The following is a 17,676-nucleotide window of genomic DNA, read 5'->3' on the forward strand; positions in this document are numbered from 1 at the left end:
CGGCACGCCAGCGCCCGACGAATGCTTTCCACAGCCACCGCAACGCGCGCCGGGTCCCAGCGCTCGAGCGCGACACCGGCCTAGTCATTTCGGACTATGCACCCCAGCGCTCACTGAGGTCACACTGGAAACAGCCGCACGACACCGCGCCGCCCGGCACGCGTCGCCGTGACGAGCCTAGGGAGGTCCTGCTCGTGGCCAGGACAAGGTGGACACCGACGGGGCTCTACACCGCGCTCGGGGCCGAGCGCCGCCGACGCGCGGCGTACGTCGTCCTCGTGCTTCTGTTCGCGCTCGCGACCGCGCTCGCGATGGCCGGCAAGGCGGCCGACCCGGTCGGCGGGTTCCCGCAGCGGGTGCGGCTCTCGGTGGCCGGCTCGCAGGCGGTCGTCCAGGACTGGGTCGACGGCCGCTATGCCCTGACCGCCATGGACAAGGCGCTCTGGCTCGACATACCGTTCGCGCTCACCTGGGGCCTCATGCTCGCCCTGGCGGTGCCGCTCGCGGGGCGCAACTATCGCACCGTGTCGACCCGGCGATGGGTCGGCCCGCTCGTGCTGGCCGCGCTCTCGGCGGCCGGCCTCAATGTCGTCGCCGACCTCGCCATGCTGGCGCAGATCCACGACGTGATCGGCTTCGGCTGGCCGCTGGCCGCGGTGGCGGCGTGGGGCGGCTTCCTCATCCTGATCGGCCTGGTCGGCTACGTCGTCGGAGGCTTCGTCTCACGTCTCGTGGGCTCGACGGTCATCGAGGTCCTCCACGACGCCGACGACCCGGACGAGCAGCCGACGGCGTACTCCTCTCTGGACGCACCTCTCGGACTCGCCTTCTCGGGCGGCGGCATCCGTGCCGCCTCGATCAGCCTGGGCGCGCTCCAGGCGCTCGACGAGGGCGACGGCCGGCTCGGCTGGCGCGCGGCCGACCGGGTCACGGCCGTCTCGGGCGGGTCGTACATGACCGGTGCGTGGAGCCTGTCGCGCAGCATGGGTGCGCACCGTGACGACGAGCCGCTGCCGTGGTCCGACGAGGCCGACGGCGGCCCCGGACCCGAGGAGCGCCACCTGCGCGCCAACCTCGGCTACCTGCTGTCCAACACGCCGCGCCGGACGATCCGCGACACGATGACGTCGAAGTCCGACCGCGCGAAGCTCGACCAGGCGGAGCGCACGCCCGGCGTGCTGGCGACCGTCATCACGGGCATCGTCTTCAACTCCTTCGTCTTCCTCGCCCTGTTGTGGACGAGCGCCCAGCTGGCCGGGTGGGTCTACCGCTGGTACTACTCGCTCACCTGCCCCGACTGGCGCGACAAGGCGGCGCTGAGCTTCTCCGCCGACCACAGCTGCCTGGTCGACTCCGCACGACCGGGCTGGCCGGTGCTGGGGTGGGCCGCCACTGGCGTCGTCGCCGTCGTGCTGTGGATCCTGCTCGCGAAGGGGCTCGAGGTCCGCGGCAAGGCGCCGGCGGCGTGGCTGATGGTGCCCAAGTACGTCGCCTACAGCGGCCTCTTCCTCGCCGTCACCCTCGCCGTGCTGCTCGCACTCGTCCCGGCGCTGATGGATCTGCTCTGGGGACCGGTGAGCACCAACAGCGTGCTCACGCACCTGGTCGCCCTGGCCGCCGGGACCGGCTCGGGCGGGGCCGTCCTGCGCCTGCTGCGGCGGCCACTGGCCACCGTGGCGCCCATCGTCGGCGGCGTGCTCTTCGGCGCTGCTCTCGGCTACGTCGGCATCCTGTGGATGCTCGATGCGATGATCGCCGACCCCGACCACCGTCATCACGGCGTGATGGCGGCCTTCATCGTCGGCCTGCTCCTCCTGCACTTCCTGGGCACGATCGAGTTCTGGTCCCTGGCGGCGTTCTACCGCGGCAAGATCCGGGCGGCCTTCGCCACCTACCGGCGGCGGCTGGCCGGCACGCTCGACGCCCGCGCCTACGCCAACGGTGGTGCCGACCGCCCCGGCGTGGTGCCGGAGCCGCTGCTCAGCTCCCTCGACCAGCGCGGGCCGGGGGGCCGAGGCACCCCGCTGACCGTGTGCGCGTCGGCCACCGTCACCGGTCGCGGCGTGCGCACCCATGCCGGGATCCCGGCGCTGAGCGTGACGTTCGACCCCCGCCACGTGCGGGTCTTCGCACCCCTCGAGGGCGACGGCCAGTGGAAGCGATACGAGTGCTCGACGAGCGACATCGAGACGCTCATCCGCAAGCATCGCTGGCCCTGGACGGGATGGCGGCCGCGTCTCACGACGATGTACACGGTCGCGCTGTCCGGAGCGGCGGTGTCACCGGCCATGGGACGCTTCCGGATCGGGCCGATCAGCATGCTGCTGGCCTTCTTCAACGTGCGCCTCGGCCTGTGGATCCCGAACCCGCGGTACGCCAGCACCCTGGCCGCTCGCGGGGTCGCACTCCCTCGCCCCGGGCTCGGCTACCTGCTGAAGGAGTTCATCGGCTTCCACGACCCCAGCGACCTCTACCTCTACGTCACCGACGGCGGCCACTGGGAGAACACCGGCCTGGTCGAGCTGCTGCGCACACGGATGCTCGACGAGATCGTCTGCGTCGATGCCGACTCCGGGCCCGGCAACACGGCCAAGTCGATCTCGAAGGCCATCGACCTGGCGCAGCTCGAGTGCGCGGCGAGCGTCGTGGTCAACCTCGACGCTCTGCGCTCGGACCCGATGCCGACCCCGGGCCGCGACTACGCCACGCGGTCGGTCACCCTGGGTCTCGTCCGGCGCCGGGTGGAGGGACGGGAGCGACTCTCGCTGCTCTGGTACTGCAAGCCCGCCCTCACCACCGACATGCCACCCCAGCTGCTCGCCTACCGCGAGGTCGACCCGACGTTCCCGCGGGTCAGCACCGTCAACCAGTTCTTCCATGTCGCCCAGTTCGCCGCCTACCGCGAGCTGGGGCGCTACAACGCGCGCATGATCCAGCGGGCCCGGGACGTCCTGGCCGAGCGGGTGGGCGACCACCCGACGTACGAGTCGTTCCGGCTCTCCGGCGCCGCCCCAGCCGAAAGCGGCGACGCCGAGCCGGCGGACGTCGACTCCGTGCCCGGCTCCCCCGCCGCCCGATGGGTCCTCGACGAGATCATCGGCCTCATCGAGCAGCTCGGCAGGTCGCGCCCCCGAGACGACGACTACCGCGAGTGGGTGTACGCCGAGATCCGGCACATCCTCAGCGAGTCGACGACGACTCCGGGTGCTGAGGAGGTGCCGACCGCAGCGGTTCCTCGACAACGGCGTCGTCACGCGGCTCCGGCCCCGACTGCGGCCCCGACTGCGGCTGCGGCCCCGACTGCGGCTCCGGCTGCGGCCCCGACTGCCGCCTCGACTGCCGCCCCGACTGCCGCCGGCCTGGAGCCGGCCCCGCGGCGCCGGTGAGGCGCGCCCGGCCTCCCGTGGGCCGCGCTACTTGGGAGGCATCCGGATGCCGCCGTCGACGCGCACGGTCTCACCGTTCATGTAGTCGTTGGTGATCAGCTCGATCACCATGCTCGCCAGCTCGTCGGGCGAGCCCAGCCGCCTCGGGAACAGCACGCTCTCGCCGAGCTTGGCCTTGAACGCCTCCGGCTCGGGCACGAACTCATAGATCGGGGTGTCGATGAGTCCGGGTGCGACGGTGTTGACGCGGATGCCCGCCGCGGCCAGGTCGCGTGCGAGCGGCAGCGTCAGGCCGACGATGCCGCCCTTGGAGGCCGAGTACGCCGCTTGGCCGATCTGGCCGTCGAAGGCGGCCACGCTCGCCAGGTTGACGATGGCGCCACGCTGACCGTTCGCGTCGGGCTCGTTGCGGCTCATCACCGTCGCTGCCTGGCGGACCATGTCGAAGGTGCCGATCAGGTTGATGTCGATGACGCGCCGGAAGGAGTCGAGCGGGAAGGCGCTGTCGATCTGACCGTCGCGGCCGATCGTGCGGACCGCGCTGCCGATGCCGGCGGAGTTCACGCACGCCTTGAGCGGGGCGATCGAGGCGGCCTGCTCGACCGCCGCGGTGATCTGCTCGCTGTTGGTGACGTCGACCTGCGCGAAGACGCCCTTGATCTCCTCGGCGAGCGCCTCGCCCTTGTCGGCCTGCAGGTCGGCGATGACGACCGTCGCGCCGCGCGCGGCCAGCGCCCGTGCGCAGCCCGCACCGATCCCGCTGGCGCCGCCGGTGACGATCGCCGTGCTGTTGGTCAGATCCATGGGCGGGACTCTAGTGGCGGTCGCCACGCAGCCCGGGTGGGGGCAAGGGTTCTCAGGAGAGCCGGGTAGCGTCGCCGCGTGCGACGACTCGGTCTCCCCCACCGCGCCCTGCCCACCCTCGCTGGCCTCGCCGGCGTCGTCACGCTGGCGCCGATGCTCGCCGGGTGCGGCGGGAACGGATCCCACGAGGACGCGTCCCTGGCCGGCGGGTCGTCGTCGTCGTCCGCGGCGGCGTCGGCCGTGCCCTCGTCGGCGCCCGCCTCGTTCGCCCCTGCCTCGCCCACGTCTGCCTCCTCCGCGCCCGACTCGTCCGCACGCATGTCCTCCGCGGCCGCCTCTTCCGCGGCCTCCTCCGCGCCCACCTCTGCCGCCGGGTCCTCCGCAGCACGGGCGGTGAGCCGCGCGGCGCGCGCGGGCGTGACGAAGGTGCTCGTCTTCATGGTGGAGAACCACTCACTCGCCCAGATGCGGGCGGGCATGCCGAAGACGTACGCCTTCGCCTCCCAGCACGCCTATGCGACCGACTACAGCGCCATCCGGCACCCCTCGCTGCCGAACTACCTCGCGATCGCGGCAGGGTCGACGCTCGGGGTCGCGGACGACGCGAACCCGTCGGCGCACCGGCTGACCGGCAACAACATCTTCCGGCAGGCACGTCGGTCCGGTCATACGGCGGGCGTCTACGCCGATTCGATGCCCCGTCGCTGCGCGCTGAGCAACAGCGGGCGGTACGCCGTCCGCCACAACCCCTGGACCTACTTCTCAGCCACCTCGGACCGTGCCGCGTGCCGCAAGCACGACGTGCCCGCCACTCGGCTCGCCCACGACGCCGCAGCCGGCACCCTTCCGAATGTCGGCTTCGTCATCCCCGACCTCATCCACGACGCCCACGACGGCACCCTGGCTCAGGCCGACGGCTGGATCTCGCACCAGATCGGCGTCCTCACCGCGGGCCCTGACTGGAAGGCCGGCCGGCTCGCGATCGTCGTGACCGCCGACGAGGACGACAAGCACAGTGGCAACAGGGTACTGACCGTCGTCGCGACGAGGAGCCAGGCGCGTCGAGTCGTCGCCACGCCGCTGAACCACTACGCGCTGACCGGCTTCCTCGAGGACGTCCTGCATGTCCGCCACCTGCGCCACGCCCGGACCGCCCCGTCCCTGGCCAAGGCCTTCGGGATCAGGATCGGCTGACGGCGCCGCCTGCGGTGGCGGGGTAGTTCGGGACGTTTCCGACTATTACTGATCAGTAGACCGTGGGGAACGTCCCGACCTACCCCCGGCACGCATCCGCCGCGCCACGAGAGACGGTGTCGGCGAGCGGCCCGGGCCTGCCGAGCAGGTAGCCCTGGCCCAGCTGGACGCCCAGCTCGGCCACGCAGTCGCGCTCCTCGACCGTCTCGATCCCCTCCGCGACCAGCCTCGCCTCGGTGAGGTCGGCGAAGAGCACACACGACTTCACCACGGCCTGGAGCTCGGCACTGGCGTCGATGTTGCGGACCAACGACATGTCGATCTTGACGATGTCGGGCTGGATGGTCGCCACCCGGTAGACGTTCGAGAAGCCGGCACCGAAGTCGTCGATCGCGATGAGGGCGCCCCGCGACCGGATGTCGTCGAGCGCCAGCATGACCTCGGGCGAGTGCTCGCCCAGGTCGGCCTCCGTGAGCTCGAGCACCAGGCCGGTCATGTCGGCGGGAAGGACGGCCTGCACCGCGGGAGTGACGAGCGCCGAGGGGCTGATGTTGAGAGCGAGAAGGCCGTTGCCGCTCCAGCCGGCCAGTGCCCGCCCGATCGCCAGCGCCTCCATGGCGGGCCCCGTCCCGTCGCGCATGGCGGCGTCGAACACCTCCCGCGGATCCCGGCCGGCGAACCGGCTGAGCGCCTCGGCGCCGACGACCTCTTCGGTGCGGAGGTCGACGATCGGCTGGTAGACGGCCGTCAGCGACGCCATCTCGGGGCTCTCGTGCAACGGGCGTGTCACCACCGTCGTCACCCCGTCGCGATGCGCCGCGACGCGGTCGCGACCCGCCCGCTTCGCCCGGTAGAGCGCCTGGTCGGCACGGGACATCAGCTCGGCGGGCGCCTCGACGCCGTCCCACGTGGCGACGCCGATCGAGCACGTCTGGTCATGCGACACCTCTCGCCGGAGACGCTCGAGCACCTTCTCGGCATCGTCGGTGGCGAGCTGGGGCAGGAGCACCGTGAACTCCTCTCCGCCGTAGCGGGCCAGGAAGCCTCGACCCTCGAGGATGGAGGCCCAGGCGGCCGTCGTCTCCTTGAGCACGAGATCACCCGCGAGGTGGCCGCGCGTGTCGTTGAACTCCTTGAAGTGGTCCAGGTCCAGCACGGCAGCCGACAGGGGCGTGTCGGTCTCGCGAGCGAGCGCGCACGCACGGGACAGCTCGTGGTCCCAGGTGCGCCGGTTGGCAACGCCGGTGAGGCCGTCCTTCTCGGCGAGCGCGGCGAGCTGCACCGCCTTGGACTGGAGGTCCTGGACCAGGCCCCAGAGCCTCAGGACGACCAGGAGTGCCGCAACGCAACCGCCGACGAACACCACCCAGGAGCTGTGGCCGAAGCCGGTCAGCTGGGCCACCTGACCCGTGACGGGCACCAGGACGAGCGCGAGGCCGAGCAGGCTCACCCGCGTCAAGGTCACCCGGTCGGGCCGCTCCGGCGCCGGCTCGGAGAGTGCATGCGCTGACGGGTGCAGCGCGGCGAAGCCGAGGAGCACGTAGGAGAGCAGGTAGCCGCAGTCGATCCAGGCCGGGTACGGCGCGTCGTTCACCAGCGTGACGACGTAGGTGAGGTCCACGACGAGCAGCGCCGCGACCGAGCCGAGCATCGCCCACAGGGCGACGTTGCGCACCATGCCCACCGTCATGAGACGGAAGGCGACGGCGAGCAGGAGAAGGTCTCCCGCGGGGTAGGCGGCCCCCACGACCTGACTGACGAGCGTGGTCCCCCCGGCGCGTGCGGCGGGTCCGACGAAGAAGACGACCCCGATGACCGTGGCGCCGGTGGTCAGGATCGCGGCGTCGAGGAAGGCGGCGCGGTCACGGCCACGGCGCCTGCCCTGCACCAGCCACCACATCCCGAGGGCGAGGACCGGATACATGGCGAGGTAGAGGGCGTCCGCCGGCGACGGGTAGGGCTGGACATGCAGGACGTTGGCATAGAGCGTCCACAGCAGGTCAGCCGTCAGGAACAGCCCCTGGGAGACGGCGAACGCGACCCAGATCCTCCGCCGAGCGGGTGGCATGCGCCGCGCACCGACGATCGACAAGGCGGTGCCGTAGGCGCCGCCGATCAGATAGATCCACGGGTTGGCCGCGGTCCTGATCAGGGCGGTGAAGACGACGAGGATCGCCAGACCGAGGCCGAGGGCGACGTACGACTGGCGGTCACTGAGTGGCGGCACGCCGCGGCTCCTGACCGCGGACGGGTCTGCCTCGACTCCGATGGCGTCGGTCATGCCTTCTCCTGACACCCTTCCGAGACTCCCCGACGAGCATGGCTGCCGTGCCGTGCTCGCGTCGATGTCCGCGGCGCGTCCGCGGAACCGGTCCCACACCGACAGGTTCGGCCCCGCGCGTGGCGACCTGAGTGAGCGGCAGGCAAAGGAACGCTCAGAGCTCGGTCTCGCCGGCAGCCACGAGCTCGGCCGGACCGGTCAGCAGGACATGTCCGTCGTCCGTCCAGGTCACCCGCAGGCGCCCGCCGGGCACGTCGACGAGGTACGTCGACCCGCGAACCGCGCCGTCCGCGAGCATGACAGCCACTCCGACAGCGCCCGCCCCCGTGCCGCAGGACCTCGTCTCCCCCACCCCGCGCTCGTGCACGCGCATCGCGACGTGCTCGTCGCCCGCGCGCACCACGAACTCCACGTTGACGCCATGCGGGTAGGTCGCCTCGTCGTAGTCGGGGACGGTCACCAGCGGACCGACCGGACCGCCGAGGTCGAGCGAGTCGACGAACGCGACTGCGTGCGGGTTGCCCATGCTGATGTGCTGCGCCGGCCAGGTGTGGTCGCCCACGCCGACCTTGGTCTCGCCGAGGACGGCCGCCTCGCCGAGGTCCACGGTCCACTCCGCGCCGTCGTACGTCAGCGTCTTGTCGCCCCCGCGTGTGGCGATGGTGATCCGGTCGCCGGTGTCGGCGCCGCTCTCGCGCAGGAACTGCGCGAAGACCCGCGTGCCGTTGCCGCACATCTCGGCGACCGAGCCGTCGGCGTTGCGGTAGTCCATGAACCACTCAGCCTCGCTGGAGATGCCGGCCGCGGCCGACCGGATCACCCTCAGCACGCCGTCGCCACCGATGCCAGCGCGGCGGTCGCACAGCGCCCGCACGCGCTCGGCCGTCAGCTCGGCGTGCACCGTGCCGTCAGGGTCCGGCAGGAGGACGAAGTCGTTCTCGGTGCCGTGACCCTTGAGGAAGGGGTAGCTCGCCATCAGTAGAGCCCCTTCGCGTACGACGGCCCGTAGTAGGCGTCGAGCTCCTCGACGGTCCCGGGTGCGTGCTCGACCTCCTGGGCGATGACGGCGCGTCGCGGCACGCGGGCGTCGGGCGCCCAGGTCTCGGGCTGCCACAGGCCGCTTCGCAGGAAGGCCTTCGCGCAGTGGAAGAAGACCTCCTCGATGTCGACCACGAGCGCCAGCACGGGTCGCTTGCCGCGGACCGCCATGTCGTCGAAGAAAGGCGCGTCCGACACGAGCTGGGCTCGCCCGTTGATCCGCAGCGTGTCGCCGCGACCGGGGATGAGGAAGTCCAGTCCGACGTGCGGGTTGGCCAGCACGTTGCGATAGCCGTCGACCCGTCTGTTGCCGGGTCGCTCCGCGAGCGCGATCGTGACGTCGTCGAGGACGTGGACCAGCTGGCCGGCAGGGTCGCCCTTCGGGGAGGCGTCGCAGCGGCCCTCGGCGTCCGACGTCGCCAGCACGCAGAACGGGGTGGCCGCCAGCCAGTCGCGGTCCACGCCGAGCAGTCGGTCCCGCCCCTTGGTGCGGGCCCGCTCGTTCGGCTCGCCGACCAGCTCGACGAGCTCGTCGAGGGTCGCGATCTCGGTCCAGGTCGCTGCGGTCACGCCATGATGGTACGGGTGATCGCTCACGACACGACGCGATAGCGTCCGCAGAGGAACGCCTCATTTCGAGCCACGTCCAGCAGCTGCAGGTCGAGTCGGCGCGGCAGCAGCGGGGCACCGCCTCCGAGCGTCACCGGCGCGAACTGCACCCAGACCTCCTCGAGCAGGCCGGCGTCGGCGAACTGGCCGACGAGGTCGCCCCCGCCGACCAGCCACACGTCCCTGTCACCGGCCGCCGCCACCATCTCGGCGTGCACGGCCGCGACGTCTCCCCGCGCGAACCGCACGTCGGCCCCGGGAATCACCGGCAGGTCGCGGTGCGTCATCACCCAGGCCGGCTGGCAGTAGCCCCACTCCTCGCCGGCGTCGACGTGGTGCTCCTTGATCCACAGGTACGTCGTCGCGCCCATCACGAGCGCGCCGACACCGTCGACGAAGGGGCCGTAGTGCATCGGGCCGTCCGGATCGATCGGCTGCTTGAACAGCCAGCCGAGGTCGTTGTCCTGGTCGGCGATGTAGCCGTCGAGGCTGCTCGCCGTGAAGTACGCCGTGACCATGCAGCCCAGCCTGCACCCGACCACCGACAGGCCGGACCTCTCAGACCTGCGCGACGGCCTCCACCGCCTCGACCGCCCTCTCGACGCGGTCGGCGTCGTCGTAGCCCACCCACACCACGCGGGCGTCCTTGCGGAACCAGGCGTCCTGCCGCCGGGCGAACTGGCGGGTCTTCACCGCCGTGCGCAGCTTCGCCTCCGGGAGGGAGAGCACGCCCGCCAGGTGCTGAGCCACCTCCCGGTAGCCGATCGCGGTGGCGGCCGTGCGCGACTGGGCGAGACCCTCGTCGAGCAGCCGCTCGACCTCCTCGACGAAGCCCGCGTCGAACATCTCCTCGACCCGCTGCAGGATGCGGGCGTCCAGCGTCTCCCGGTCGATGTCGACGCCGATCTGGATCGAGTGGGGGTCGACGTAGGCCTGGACGGGCAGCCGCGCGCTGAACGGGGCGCCCGTGATCTCGACGACCTCCAGGGCGCGCACGATGCGCCGGCCGTTGTCGGGCTCGATCCGGCCGGCCGAGACGGGGTCCACCTCCTGGAGGCGCTCGAACAGGGGCCGAACGCCCCCCTCCTCCAGCTCGCGCTCGAGTCGCGCGCGCACGGCCGGGTCGGTCCCTGGGAAGTCGAACTGGTCCAGGACGGCTCGGGTGTACAGCGCGCTCCCGCCCACCAGCACGGGCGTGCGGCCGCGCTCGCGCAGATCGCTGATCGTCGCCCGCGCGAGTCCCTGGTACTCGGCCACCGTCGCCGGCTCGGTCACGTCGAGGATGTCGAGCAGATGATGCGGGATGCCGCGTCGCTCCGCCTCCGGGAGCTTCGCGGTCCCGATGTCCATGCCCCGGTAGAGCTGCATCGCGTCGGAGTTGACGATCTCGCCGCCCAGGCGCTCGGCCAGGTCGAGGCTGAGCCCGGTCTTCCCCGCCGCCGTGGCGCCGACGACGGCGACGGTCGGGCGAATGGTCGCGGTCGTCGCGTCACGTGCTGCCGCGGGCACCGTCATGGGGTTAGTGTTTCAAACCCGCTCGGCTCTGCTCGCCAGAGCCACCGATGTGACGGAGGTAGGACATGAGCTTCCTCGACAAGGCCAAGGACGCCCTCGAGAAGGCCGTCGACAGCCAGGGCGAGAAGATCGGCGAGGGCCTGGACAAGGCGGCCGACCTGGCCGACGAGAAGACCGGTGGGAAGTACGGCGACAAGATCGACCTCGGCGCCGACAAGGCGAAGGACGCCCTCGACGGGCTCGACGGCAAGGACGACGACATCCGCTGATACGCCGGCGGGCACTCTGGTTACCGGATCATCTTCAAGGGACCCGACCAGGGAGGAAGACGAGATGGACCTCGGTCCACAACCACAGCCCGCCGCCGAGCCCGCCGAGCTCGAGCCAGGGGGGCCCGACGCCCCCGGCCATGAGCCTTCCGGCGTCGTGCGTGACATCCGCGCCGCCTACGCGCCGACCCACAGCGACGACGCGGGCGGGATGGGCGTCAGCAGTGAGCGGATCGGCCACACCGGGCCCGGTCAGCGCGCGGCCAGTGGCGTGAAGGACACCTCCGTCGAGGAGGACCGGGGCTCCCGCGGCATGCCGCCGGAGCAGCGCCCGGGCCAGCGGGAGACGAACCCTGAGGGCCTCGAGCCGCGGGCGGGCTATCCGTCACTCGACCCTCGGTCGACGGACCGGGACCAGGCGTGAGCTAACCGCAGACCGGCGCGTCGGGCAGCGGTGCAGGCACCCCGACGCTCGGCATGCCGAGCGCGACGCCGGTGGACGCCGGCGGCATCGCCTGACGGGCCTCCCAGGCGTCACCGGAGCGGGTACGCCGCACGGACAGCACTGCTCCGTCCGCCTCGAGGTAGTGCGGCGCCCCGCGGGTGATCGCGACCCTGACCACGTCGCCGGGGCGGATCGCGACCGCGTCGGTCGTCGATGAGAGCTCCGCATTGAAGTGCACCAGCCGGTTGTCCGGGGCACGCCCGGAGAGCCGGCCGGTGGCCCCGTCGCGCTTGCCCTCGCCCTCCGCGACCATCACCTCGAGGACGCGCCCCTCGAGCTTCTGGTTCTCCTCCCAGGAGATCTGGTTCTGCAGCGCGGCGAGCCGCTGGTAGCGGTCGGCGACCACCGCCGGGTCGACCTGGTCCGGGAGCTCGGCCGCGGGCGTGCCGGGCCGCTTGGAGTACTGGAAGGTGAAGGCGCCCGAGAAGCGCGCCTCGCGCACCACCTTCAGCGTCTCGGCGAAGTCCTCCTCGGTCTCACCTGGGAAGCCGACGATGATGTCGGTGGTGATCGCGGCGTCGGGGATGGCGGCACGGACGCGCTCGATGATCCCGAGGAACTTCGACTGCCGGTAGGAGCGACGCATGTCCTTCAGCACCTTCGAGGACCCCGACTGCAGCGGCATGTGCAGGCTCGGCATCACGTTGGGCGTCTGCGCCATCGCCTCGATGACGTCGTCGGTGAACTCGGCCGGGTGAGGGCTGGTGAACCGGACACGCTCCAGCCCCTCGATCTCGCCGCAGGCGCGCAGCAGCTTCGAGAATGCCTGCCGGTCGCCGAACTCGACGCCGTAGGCGTTGACGTTCTGGCCCAGCAGTGTGATCTCGGAGACCCCCTCGGCGACCAGCGCCTCGATCTCGGCGAGGATCTCGCCGGGCCGGCGGTCCTTCTCCTTGCCGCGCAGCGACGGGACGATGCAGAACGTGCAGGTGTTGTTGCAGCCGACCGAGACCGACACCCAGGCGGCGTACGCCGACTCACGCTTGGTCGGCAGCGTCGACGGGAAGACGTCGAGGGACTCGAGGATCTCGACCTGCGCCTCCTCGGCGACACGGGCGCGCTCGAGGAGCACCGGCAGGGAGCCGATGTTGTGGGTCCCGAAGACGACGTCGACCCAGGGGGCCCTCTGGGTGATGGTCGAGCGGTCCTTCTGGGCGAGGCAGCCGCCGACCGCGATCTGCATGCCGGGGCGCCTCGCCTTCACCGGAGCGAGGTGGCCGAGGTTGCCGTAGAGCTTGTTGTCGGCGTTCTCGCGCACCGCGCAGGTGTTGAAGACGACGACGTCGGCGTGCTCGCCCTCGGGCGCACGCCCCCGGTCGAACGCCGTGTAGCCCGCGTCCTCGAGCAGCCCGGAGAGCCGCTCGGAGTCGTGGACGTTCATCTGGCACCCGTAGGTGCGGACCTCATACGTGCGCGTCATAGCAGTTCACAAGCCTACGGCGAGGCCGGGGCGCCGCCGGAATCTCCGAGCGCCCTTGTGAGTGTGAGAGTGACTCATGGGTCACTCTCACACTCACAAGGACTCAGCCGAAACGGCCGTTGACGTAGTCGGCGGTCCGGGGGTCGAGGGGCGAGGTGAACATCGCCTCGGTCTCGCCGTGCTCCACGATGACGCCGGGCGCGCCGTGCTCGGCCAGGAAGAACGCGCACTGCGAAGAGACCCGGCGCGCCTGCTGCATGTTGTGGGTGACGATGACGACGGTGACCGAGGAAGCGATCTCGAGGATCGTCTCCTCGACGACGCGGGTCGACGTCGGGTCGAGGGCGGAGCACGGCTCGTCCATGAGCAGCACCCGGGGCGAGACTGCGAGGGAGCGAGCGATGCAGAGCCGCTGCTGCTGGCCGCCGGAGAGGGCGGAGCCCGGCTGCGCGAGACGGTCCTTGACCTCGTTCCACAGGCCGGCGCGGCGCAGGGACTCCTCGACGAGCCGCTCCTTCTCCGCCTTGCCGGCGCGGGTGCCGGTCAGCGACAGCCCGGCCAGCACGTTGTCGCGGATCGACATCGCGGGGAACGGGTTCGGCTTCTGGAAGACCATGCCGATCGCCTTGCGGGCGTCGGTGAGCTGGCGCTCCGGGTCGTAGATGTCGGCGCCGTCGAGGCGGACCTCTCCGGCGAGCGCAGCGCCCGGCACGAGCTCGTGCATGCGGTTGAGGATGCGCAGGAACGTCGACTTGCCGCAGCCCGACGGCCCGATCAGAGCGGTGACCTCGCCCGCCGGCATCGTGAGCGAGATCCGGTCCAGCACCTTGCGGCGACCGAACCACGCGGAGATCGCCTCGGCCTCCAGCGCATACGGCTCCACCGCCTGACGTGCCGCCTGGGTCGAACCGGCCGCAGGACCGGTCGCCGCAGCGGAGGCCTCCGCGGAGTCGGCACCGGCTGCACCGGCTGCACCGGCTGCGCGCGCCGCGCCGTCGCCATCGGGCGCCGCAACGGGCGGCGTCTGGGTGATCGTCATCTCACGTCTCCTGCACGAGCGCCGACCGGAGCCGACGACGCCGTTGGCGTCGGCTCCGATCCAGCGGGACGGGTGCTGCCTACTTCGAGGTCACCTTCACCACGGAGCCCGTGGCGGGAGCGACGTTGGCGTTGCCGAGGAACGCGGCCCTGATGCTGTGCTTGCCCTTCTTCAGCTTGAGCGCGACGGTCGCCTTGCCGCCACGGAGCGCGACCGTGGCGACGACCTTGCTGCCGTCGTAGACCTTCGCCGTCCCGGTCACGGTGCCGCCCGCAGCGGTGACGGTGAAGACGAAGGTCGCCTTCTTGGTCGACCTGACCTTCGTCGGAGCGGTCGTGTTGGCGATCTTGGCGACGGCCTTGGCGACGCTGACCGTCTTCGCAGCCGAGTCCTTCGACGCGACCGACGACGGCGCGGAGCTGGTGAACCGGGCCAGGAGCGATCGAGCGCCGGCCGGCAGCGCCGTCGCGGGCACCTTCACGTTGGCGACGCCGCCTGAGACGGGCGCCGAGGCGATCACACGGCCGGCGTACACGATGCCGACGGTGCCGCTCGCAGCCGGCGTCGAGGACACCGCCACACGGACGGTCGAGGACGTGCCGTAACGGAACGCGGGCCAGGTCGGGCTGACGGTCGGGTTCGCCGCGACGGTGTACGTCGAGGCGCTGCTCTCGGAGGCGGCGTACGCCGTCGTGTCGGTCGGCGTGAAGTTCGCCGCGAGCTGGACGCTGCCGGTCGCGCTCGGCGTCCAGGTCGTCGTGGCCTTGCCGGTGACGGTGTTCACCGCCACGCTGCCGACCTCCGTGCCGTCGACCAGGAACTTCACCGTGCCCGCGGCCGCGGGCGAGACCGTCGCCGTGAGCGTCGTGGACGCTCCGACCTTGCCGACGGCCGGCGAGACGGCCAGCGTCGTCGTGGTCGCAGCGGTGCCGCCCTCGCCGTAGAGGTGCCAGGTGTCGCCGATGACCTTCAGGTCGAGGACGGCGTAGGTCGGCGAGACACCGTGACCGGCCGCACCGGTGCTCAGGCGGAGCTCGTAGACGCCCGCATAGGCGGCATCGGACTGCTTGTTCTCGTAGCCGCCGATGTACTGCCGCAGCGTCAGGCTGCCGGTGAGATCGGCGGCGGGACCGCCGGTGATCTTCGCCGGCACCTGGTCCTGCGTCGTGGGGGCGCTGACGGCGAGACCCGTCCACGAGTCAGGTCCCGTGGTCACGGCATCCGGCTGCGACGGGTAGACGCGCTCGGAGACGACCGACGTGGGCGTGTAGATCCCGAGGGTCGCGCTGGTGTGCGCCGCGGTGTCGCCCGCCGTGAGCGGGCCCGAGCCGACTGCGTACGCCGCCAAGGGCTGGTCGATCGACCCGCTCGTGACGGGCTGGTTGTCCGCGTCGACGAGCGTGATGGTGCCGACCGCATTCGGACTCTTGATGGTGGTGGCCTGCCACGGCGCGTCCGACGCCGCGTGGACCGCGACACCGGTGGTCACGCTCCCGACGGCAAGCGCCGCCCCTGCGACGATCGCGCCGATCGTGTGCTTCTTCACGGATGTTCCTCTCGAAAGTGTGGGTGCTTCTCGGCCCGGTGCAGGACTCAGGAAGGACAGCTCGCGGCGCCGGGCTCGGCGGCCTGCCAGCGGTCGCCTTCGACCTTCAGGTCGACGGCGTCGTACGTCGCCGAGGTGCCGTCGTCGGGGGTGCTCACCAGCAGACGCAGCTGCACCCAGCCGTCCCAGGAGGCGGGGTAGCCGCCCAGGAACTGGGCCAGCGTGATCGAGCCTGCCGGCAGCGCCAGGGTGGGCGTCGTCGCGGAGACGGCACCGGGTGCGGTCAGCGCCAGACCTGTCCACTCGGTGGTCTCGGCACCCTGCCGCGGCTGGTAGGCGAACAGCGTCGCCGTCGTGCCCTCGGTCCGGCCGACCGGCGACGCGCCGACCACCGCCGCCGCCAAGGGACCGCCCTTCACCGAGCCGGACGTGACGGCGTGTCGATTCGCGTCACAGAGCGTGAGCCTGCCCGTGGCGGACGCGTCGGTGTAGGGCGCCCTGTCCGGGCCGCGATGCGTCCACGCGACGACGCCGACCGCGACAGCGACAAGCACGAGCACCGCGACGACGGCAGCCCCGACCAGCAGCGGGGGCCGCCGCCGGCCCGGCGACGGGGCCGGGGTGAGCTCTGGTGTGGTCACGTTCATCGTCGTTCCTGCGATCATCGGTGTCGGTGTCGGTGTCGGTGTCGGATAGGACCGGCAGCCCGGGCGGGGGTGCACCGCCCGGGCGGCCGGCGTCTCGGGGCGGGTCAGCCGACGGTGTAGTTCTTGCCGAGGTCGACGTACTTCGGCGTGAGCCCGAGCGTGGTGAGGATCGCGACACCGTTCGGGCTCGCCACGAACGGCGGCGGCAGGGTGTTGGTCGCCTGCGGGTCCGGGTCCCAGCCGCCGGTCTGGGTGCCACTGCCGTCGAAGACGTTGTCGAGGAAGAGCGTCTGGACCCAGTTGAGCTTGCTGCCCGGCTGCCACGGCTTGGTCGACTTCAGGTCGGACTCACGGAAGACGATGTAGTAGGGAATCGTCGCCTTGAACGCCGACGCTGCGGTCTGCAGCACGATGCCGGTGGTGTCGAGCGGCGTGCCGAGGGCCTGCGAGTTGTAGTCGGCGCTGGGGTAGAAGTAACCCTTGCCGAGCAGTTCGAAGCGGCCCTTGGGGAACGGCACGATCGCGTTCGGCTTGTCCGTCGCGTTGAGCGTCGTGATGGTCGAGGGATCGTTCTGCTGGACCTGGCGGACCTGGCCGGCGCCGGTGCCGAACGGGATGGTGCTGGACGGGCCGTTGGCCGCGGAGTCCCACAGGCCGATCTGGGTGAGGAAGACCTTCTGCACGCCCGCGCCGGTCTGCGGGATGAGCGGCACGATCGTGGCACTGGGGGCTGGTGGCGTCCAGCTCGACAGCGCCGGGTCGCCGGCCTGGACCTGCGCCCACGTCGTCCAGGTGCCGTTGTAGATGTTCTTGAGGTCCGTGTCGGACAGCTGCGCCGGGGCGTTCGTCGTCTGCGCCGTGGCGATGTACTGGTAGTCCTCCGCGAACTGGATCGTGTGCGTGTCGCCGACACCGTTGTTCGTGGCGGCGGTCTGGTTCTTCGCCGTCAGCGCGTTCGGGGTGCGGACGAAGCTGATCCGGTTGCCGTTGGAGGCGTCGCCGTCCTGGATGAAGGCGCTGATGCCCTTGCCGCCGCCGTTGGGCCGTCGCACCGGCGAGGTGCCTGCGCGCAGGGTGACGGTCGGGTTGAGCGCGGCCGAGGCACCCAGCGCCGGGTCGGTGAAGGCGTTGCGCCCGTTGGCGTCGGCAGTCGCGTCGAAGTTGAAGACGCGGTTCTTGTTGCCCGCCGTGTTGTAGCCGGGCAGGGCGCCGTAGCCGTCGGCCAGGAAGTTGACCGAGCTCTGGATGATGTCCGATCCGACACCGACGACGTCGTCGTGCTGCGGGGCGGGATCCGCGTGGACGGGCCCGGTCTGCGAAAGCGCGAGACCGGCGATGGCGAGTGACCCGAGCACGGCCGCGCCGACGCGCGTGCGTCGCTGGAACATGTGGTGCCTCTTTCTTAGCATCAGCAGGTATTAAG

15 protein-coding genes are annotated in these 17,676 nt (G+C 71.3%); 4 read left to right on the forward strand and 11 right to left on the reverse strand.

The window, feature by feature from the left end:
* Positions 1-194 precede the first annotated feature (194 nt).
* Positions 195-3,386, forward strand: a complete 3,192-nt coding sequence (locus ACYQ1K_RS18860) for a patatin-like phospholipase family protein (protein ID WP_459984800.1) — start codon at positions 195-197, stop codon at positions 3,384-3,386.
* 27 nt (positions 3,387-3,413) lie between these two features.
* Here the strand turns inward: ACYQ1K_RS18860 and ACYQ1K_RS18865 are convergent, their stop codons facing one another.
* Positions 3,414-4,190, reverse strand: coding sequence for an SDR family oxidoreductase (locus tag ACYQ1K_RS18865; protein ID WP_459984801.1), 777 nt, complete (start codon positions 4,188-4,190; stop codon positions 3,414-3,416).
* Between the two features lie 78 nt (positions 4,191-4,268).
* On the opposite strand from ACYQ1K_RS18865, the gene ACYQ1K_RS18870 reads away from it, so the two are divergent.
* Positions 4,269-5,384: an alkaline phosphatase family protein gene (locus tag ACYQ1K_RS18870; RefSeq protein WP_459984802.1), complete on the forward strand. Its 1,116-nt coding sequence runs from the start codon at positions 4,269-4,271 to the stop codon at positions 5,382-5,384.
* 79 nt (positions 5,385-5,463) lie between these two features.
* Here ACYQ1K_RS18870 and ACYQ1K_RS18875 read toward each other — a convergent pair whose 3' ends face one another.
* From ACYQ1K_RS18875 to miaA, 5 genes are all read right to left on the reverse strand, one after another.
* Complete coding sequence (locus ACYQ1K_RS18875; RefSeq protein WP_459984803.1) at positions 5,464-7,665, reverse strand: EAL domain-containing protein; 2,202 nt, start codon at positions 7,663-7,665, stop codon at positions 5,464-5,466.
* A 154-nt stretch (positions 7,666-7,819) separates the two neighbouring features.
* On the reverse strand, positions 7,820-8,641 hold the full coding sequence (gene dapF, locus ACYQ1K_RS18880; protein WP_459984804.1) for a diaminopimelate epimerase: 822 nt from the start codon (positions 8,639-8,641) through the stop codon (positions 7,820-7,822).
* Positions 8,641-9,273, reverse strand: a complete 633-nt coding sequence (locus ACYQ1K_RS18885; RefSeq protein WP_459984805.1) for a pyridoxamine 5'-phosphate oxidase family protein — start codon at positions 9,271-9,273, stop codon at positions 8,641-8,643. Before ACYQ1K_RS18885 ends, dapF begins: the two co-directional genes overlap by 1 nt.
* 23 nt (positions 9,274-9,296) lie before the next feature.
* Positions 9,297-9,830 (reverse strand): dihydrofolate reductase family protein, encoded by a 534-nt coding sequence (locus ACYQ1K_RS18890; RefSeq protein WP_459984806.1) that lies wholly within the window; start codon positions 9,828-9,830, stop codon positions 9,297-9,299.
* A 40-nt stretch (positions 9,831-9,870) separates the two neighbouring features.
* Positions 9,871-10,827, reverse strand: coding sequence for a tRNA (adenosine(37)-N6)-dimethylallyltransferase MiaA (gene miaA / locus ACYQ1K_RS18895; RefSeq protein ID WP_459984807.1), 957 nt, complete (start codon positions 10,825-10,827; stop codon positions 9,871-9,873).
* A gap of 65 nt (positions 10,828-10,892) precedes the next feature.
* Here miaA and ACYQ1K_RS18900 point away from each other — a divergent pair, with 65 nt between their 5' ends.
* Positions 10,893-11,096, forward strand: a complete 204-nt coding sequence (locus tag ACYQ1K_RS18900; protein ID WP_459984808.1) for an antitoxin — start codon at positions 10,893-10,895, stop codon at positions 11,094-11,096.
* A gap of 64 nt (positions 11,097-11,160) precedes the next feature.
* The gene (locus ACYQ1K_RS18905; RefSeq protein ID WP_459984809.1) at positions 11,161-11,520 is read left to right on the forward strand and encodes a hypothetical protein; all 360 of its coding nucleotides are present in this window, start codon (positions 11,161-11,163) and stop codon (positions 11,518-11,520) included.
* A 1-nt stretch (position 11,521) separates the two neighbouring features.
* Here ACYQ1K_RS18905 and miaB read toward each other — a convergent pair whose 3' ends face one another.
* The 5 genes from miaB to ACYQ1K_RS18930 all read right to left on the reverse strand — a co-directional run bounded on the left by miaB (position 11,522) and on the right by ACYQ1K_RS18930 (position 17,641).
* Entirely contained in the window at positions 11,522-13,021 is a 1,500-nt protein-coding gene (gene miaB, locus ACYQ1K_RS18910) for a tRNA (N6-isopentenyl adenosine(37)-C2)-methylthiotransferase MiaB (RefSeq protein WP_459984810.1), read from the reverse strand.
* Positions 13,022-13,124: 103 nt separating this feature from the next.
* Positions 13,125-14,060 carry a phosphate ABC transporter ATP-binding protein gene (locus ACYQ1K_RS18915; RefSeq protein WP_459984811.1) on the reverse strand — a complete coding sequence of 312 codons (936 nt, stop codon included), beginning with the start codon at positions 14,058-14,060 and terminating at the stop codon, positions 13,125-13,127.
* Positions 14,061-14,139: 79 nt separating this feature from the next.
* A complete protein-coding gene (locus ACYQ1K_RS18920) occupies positions 14,140-15,606 on the reverse strand; it encodes an Ig-like domain repeat protein (protein WP_459984812.1) in 1,467 nt (488 codons plus the stop codon).
* A gap of 47 nt (positions 15,607-15,653) precedes the next feature.
* Complete coding sequence (locus tag ACYQ1K_RS18925) at positions 15,654-16,253, reverse strand: hypothetical protein (RefSeq protein ID WP_459984813.1); 600 nt, start codon at positions 16,251-16,253, stop codon at positions 15,654-15,656.
* A gap of 104 nt (positions 16,254-16,357) precedes the next feature.
* Complete coding sequence (locus tag ACYQ1K_RS18930) at positions 16,358-17,641, reverse strand: substrate-binding domain-containing protein (protein ID WP_459984814.1); 1,284 nt, start codon at positions 17,639-17,641, stop codon at positions 16,358-16,360.
* Positions 17,642-17,676: the final 35 nt, after the last annotated feature.

It is taken from the genome of Nocardioides sp. AN3, assembly GCF_054653495.1.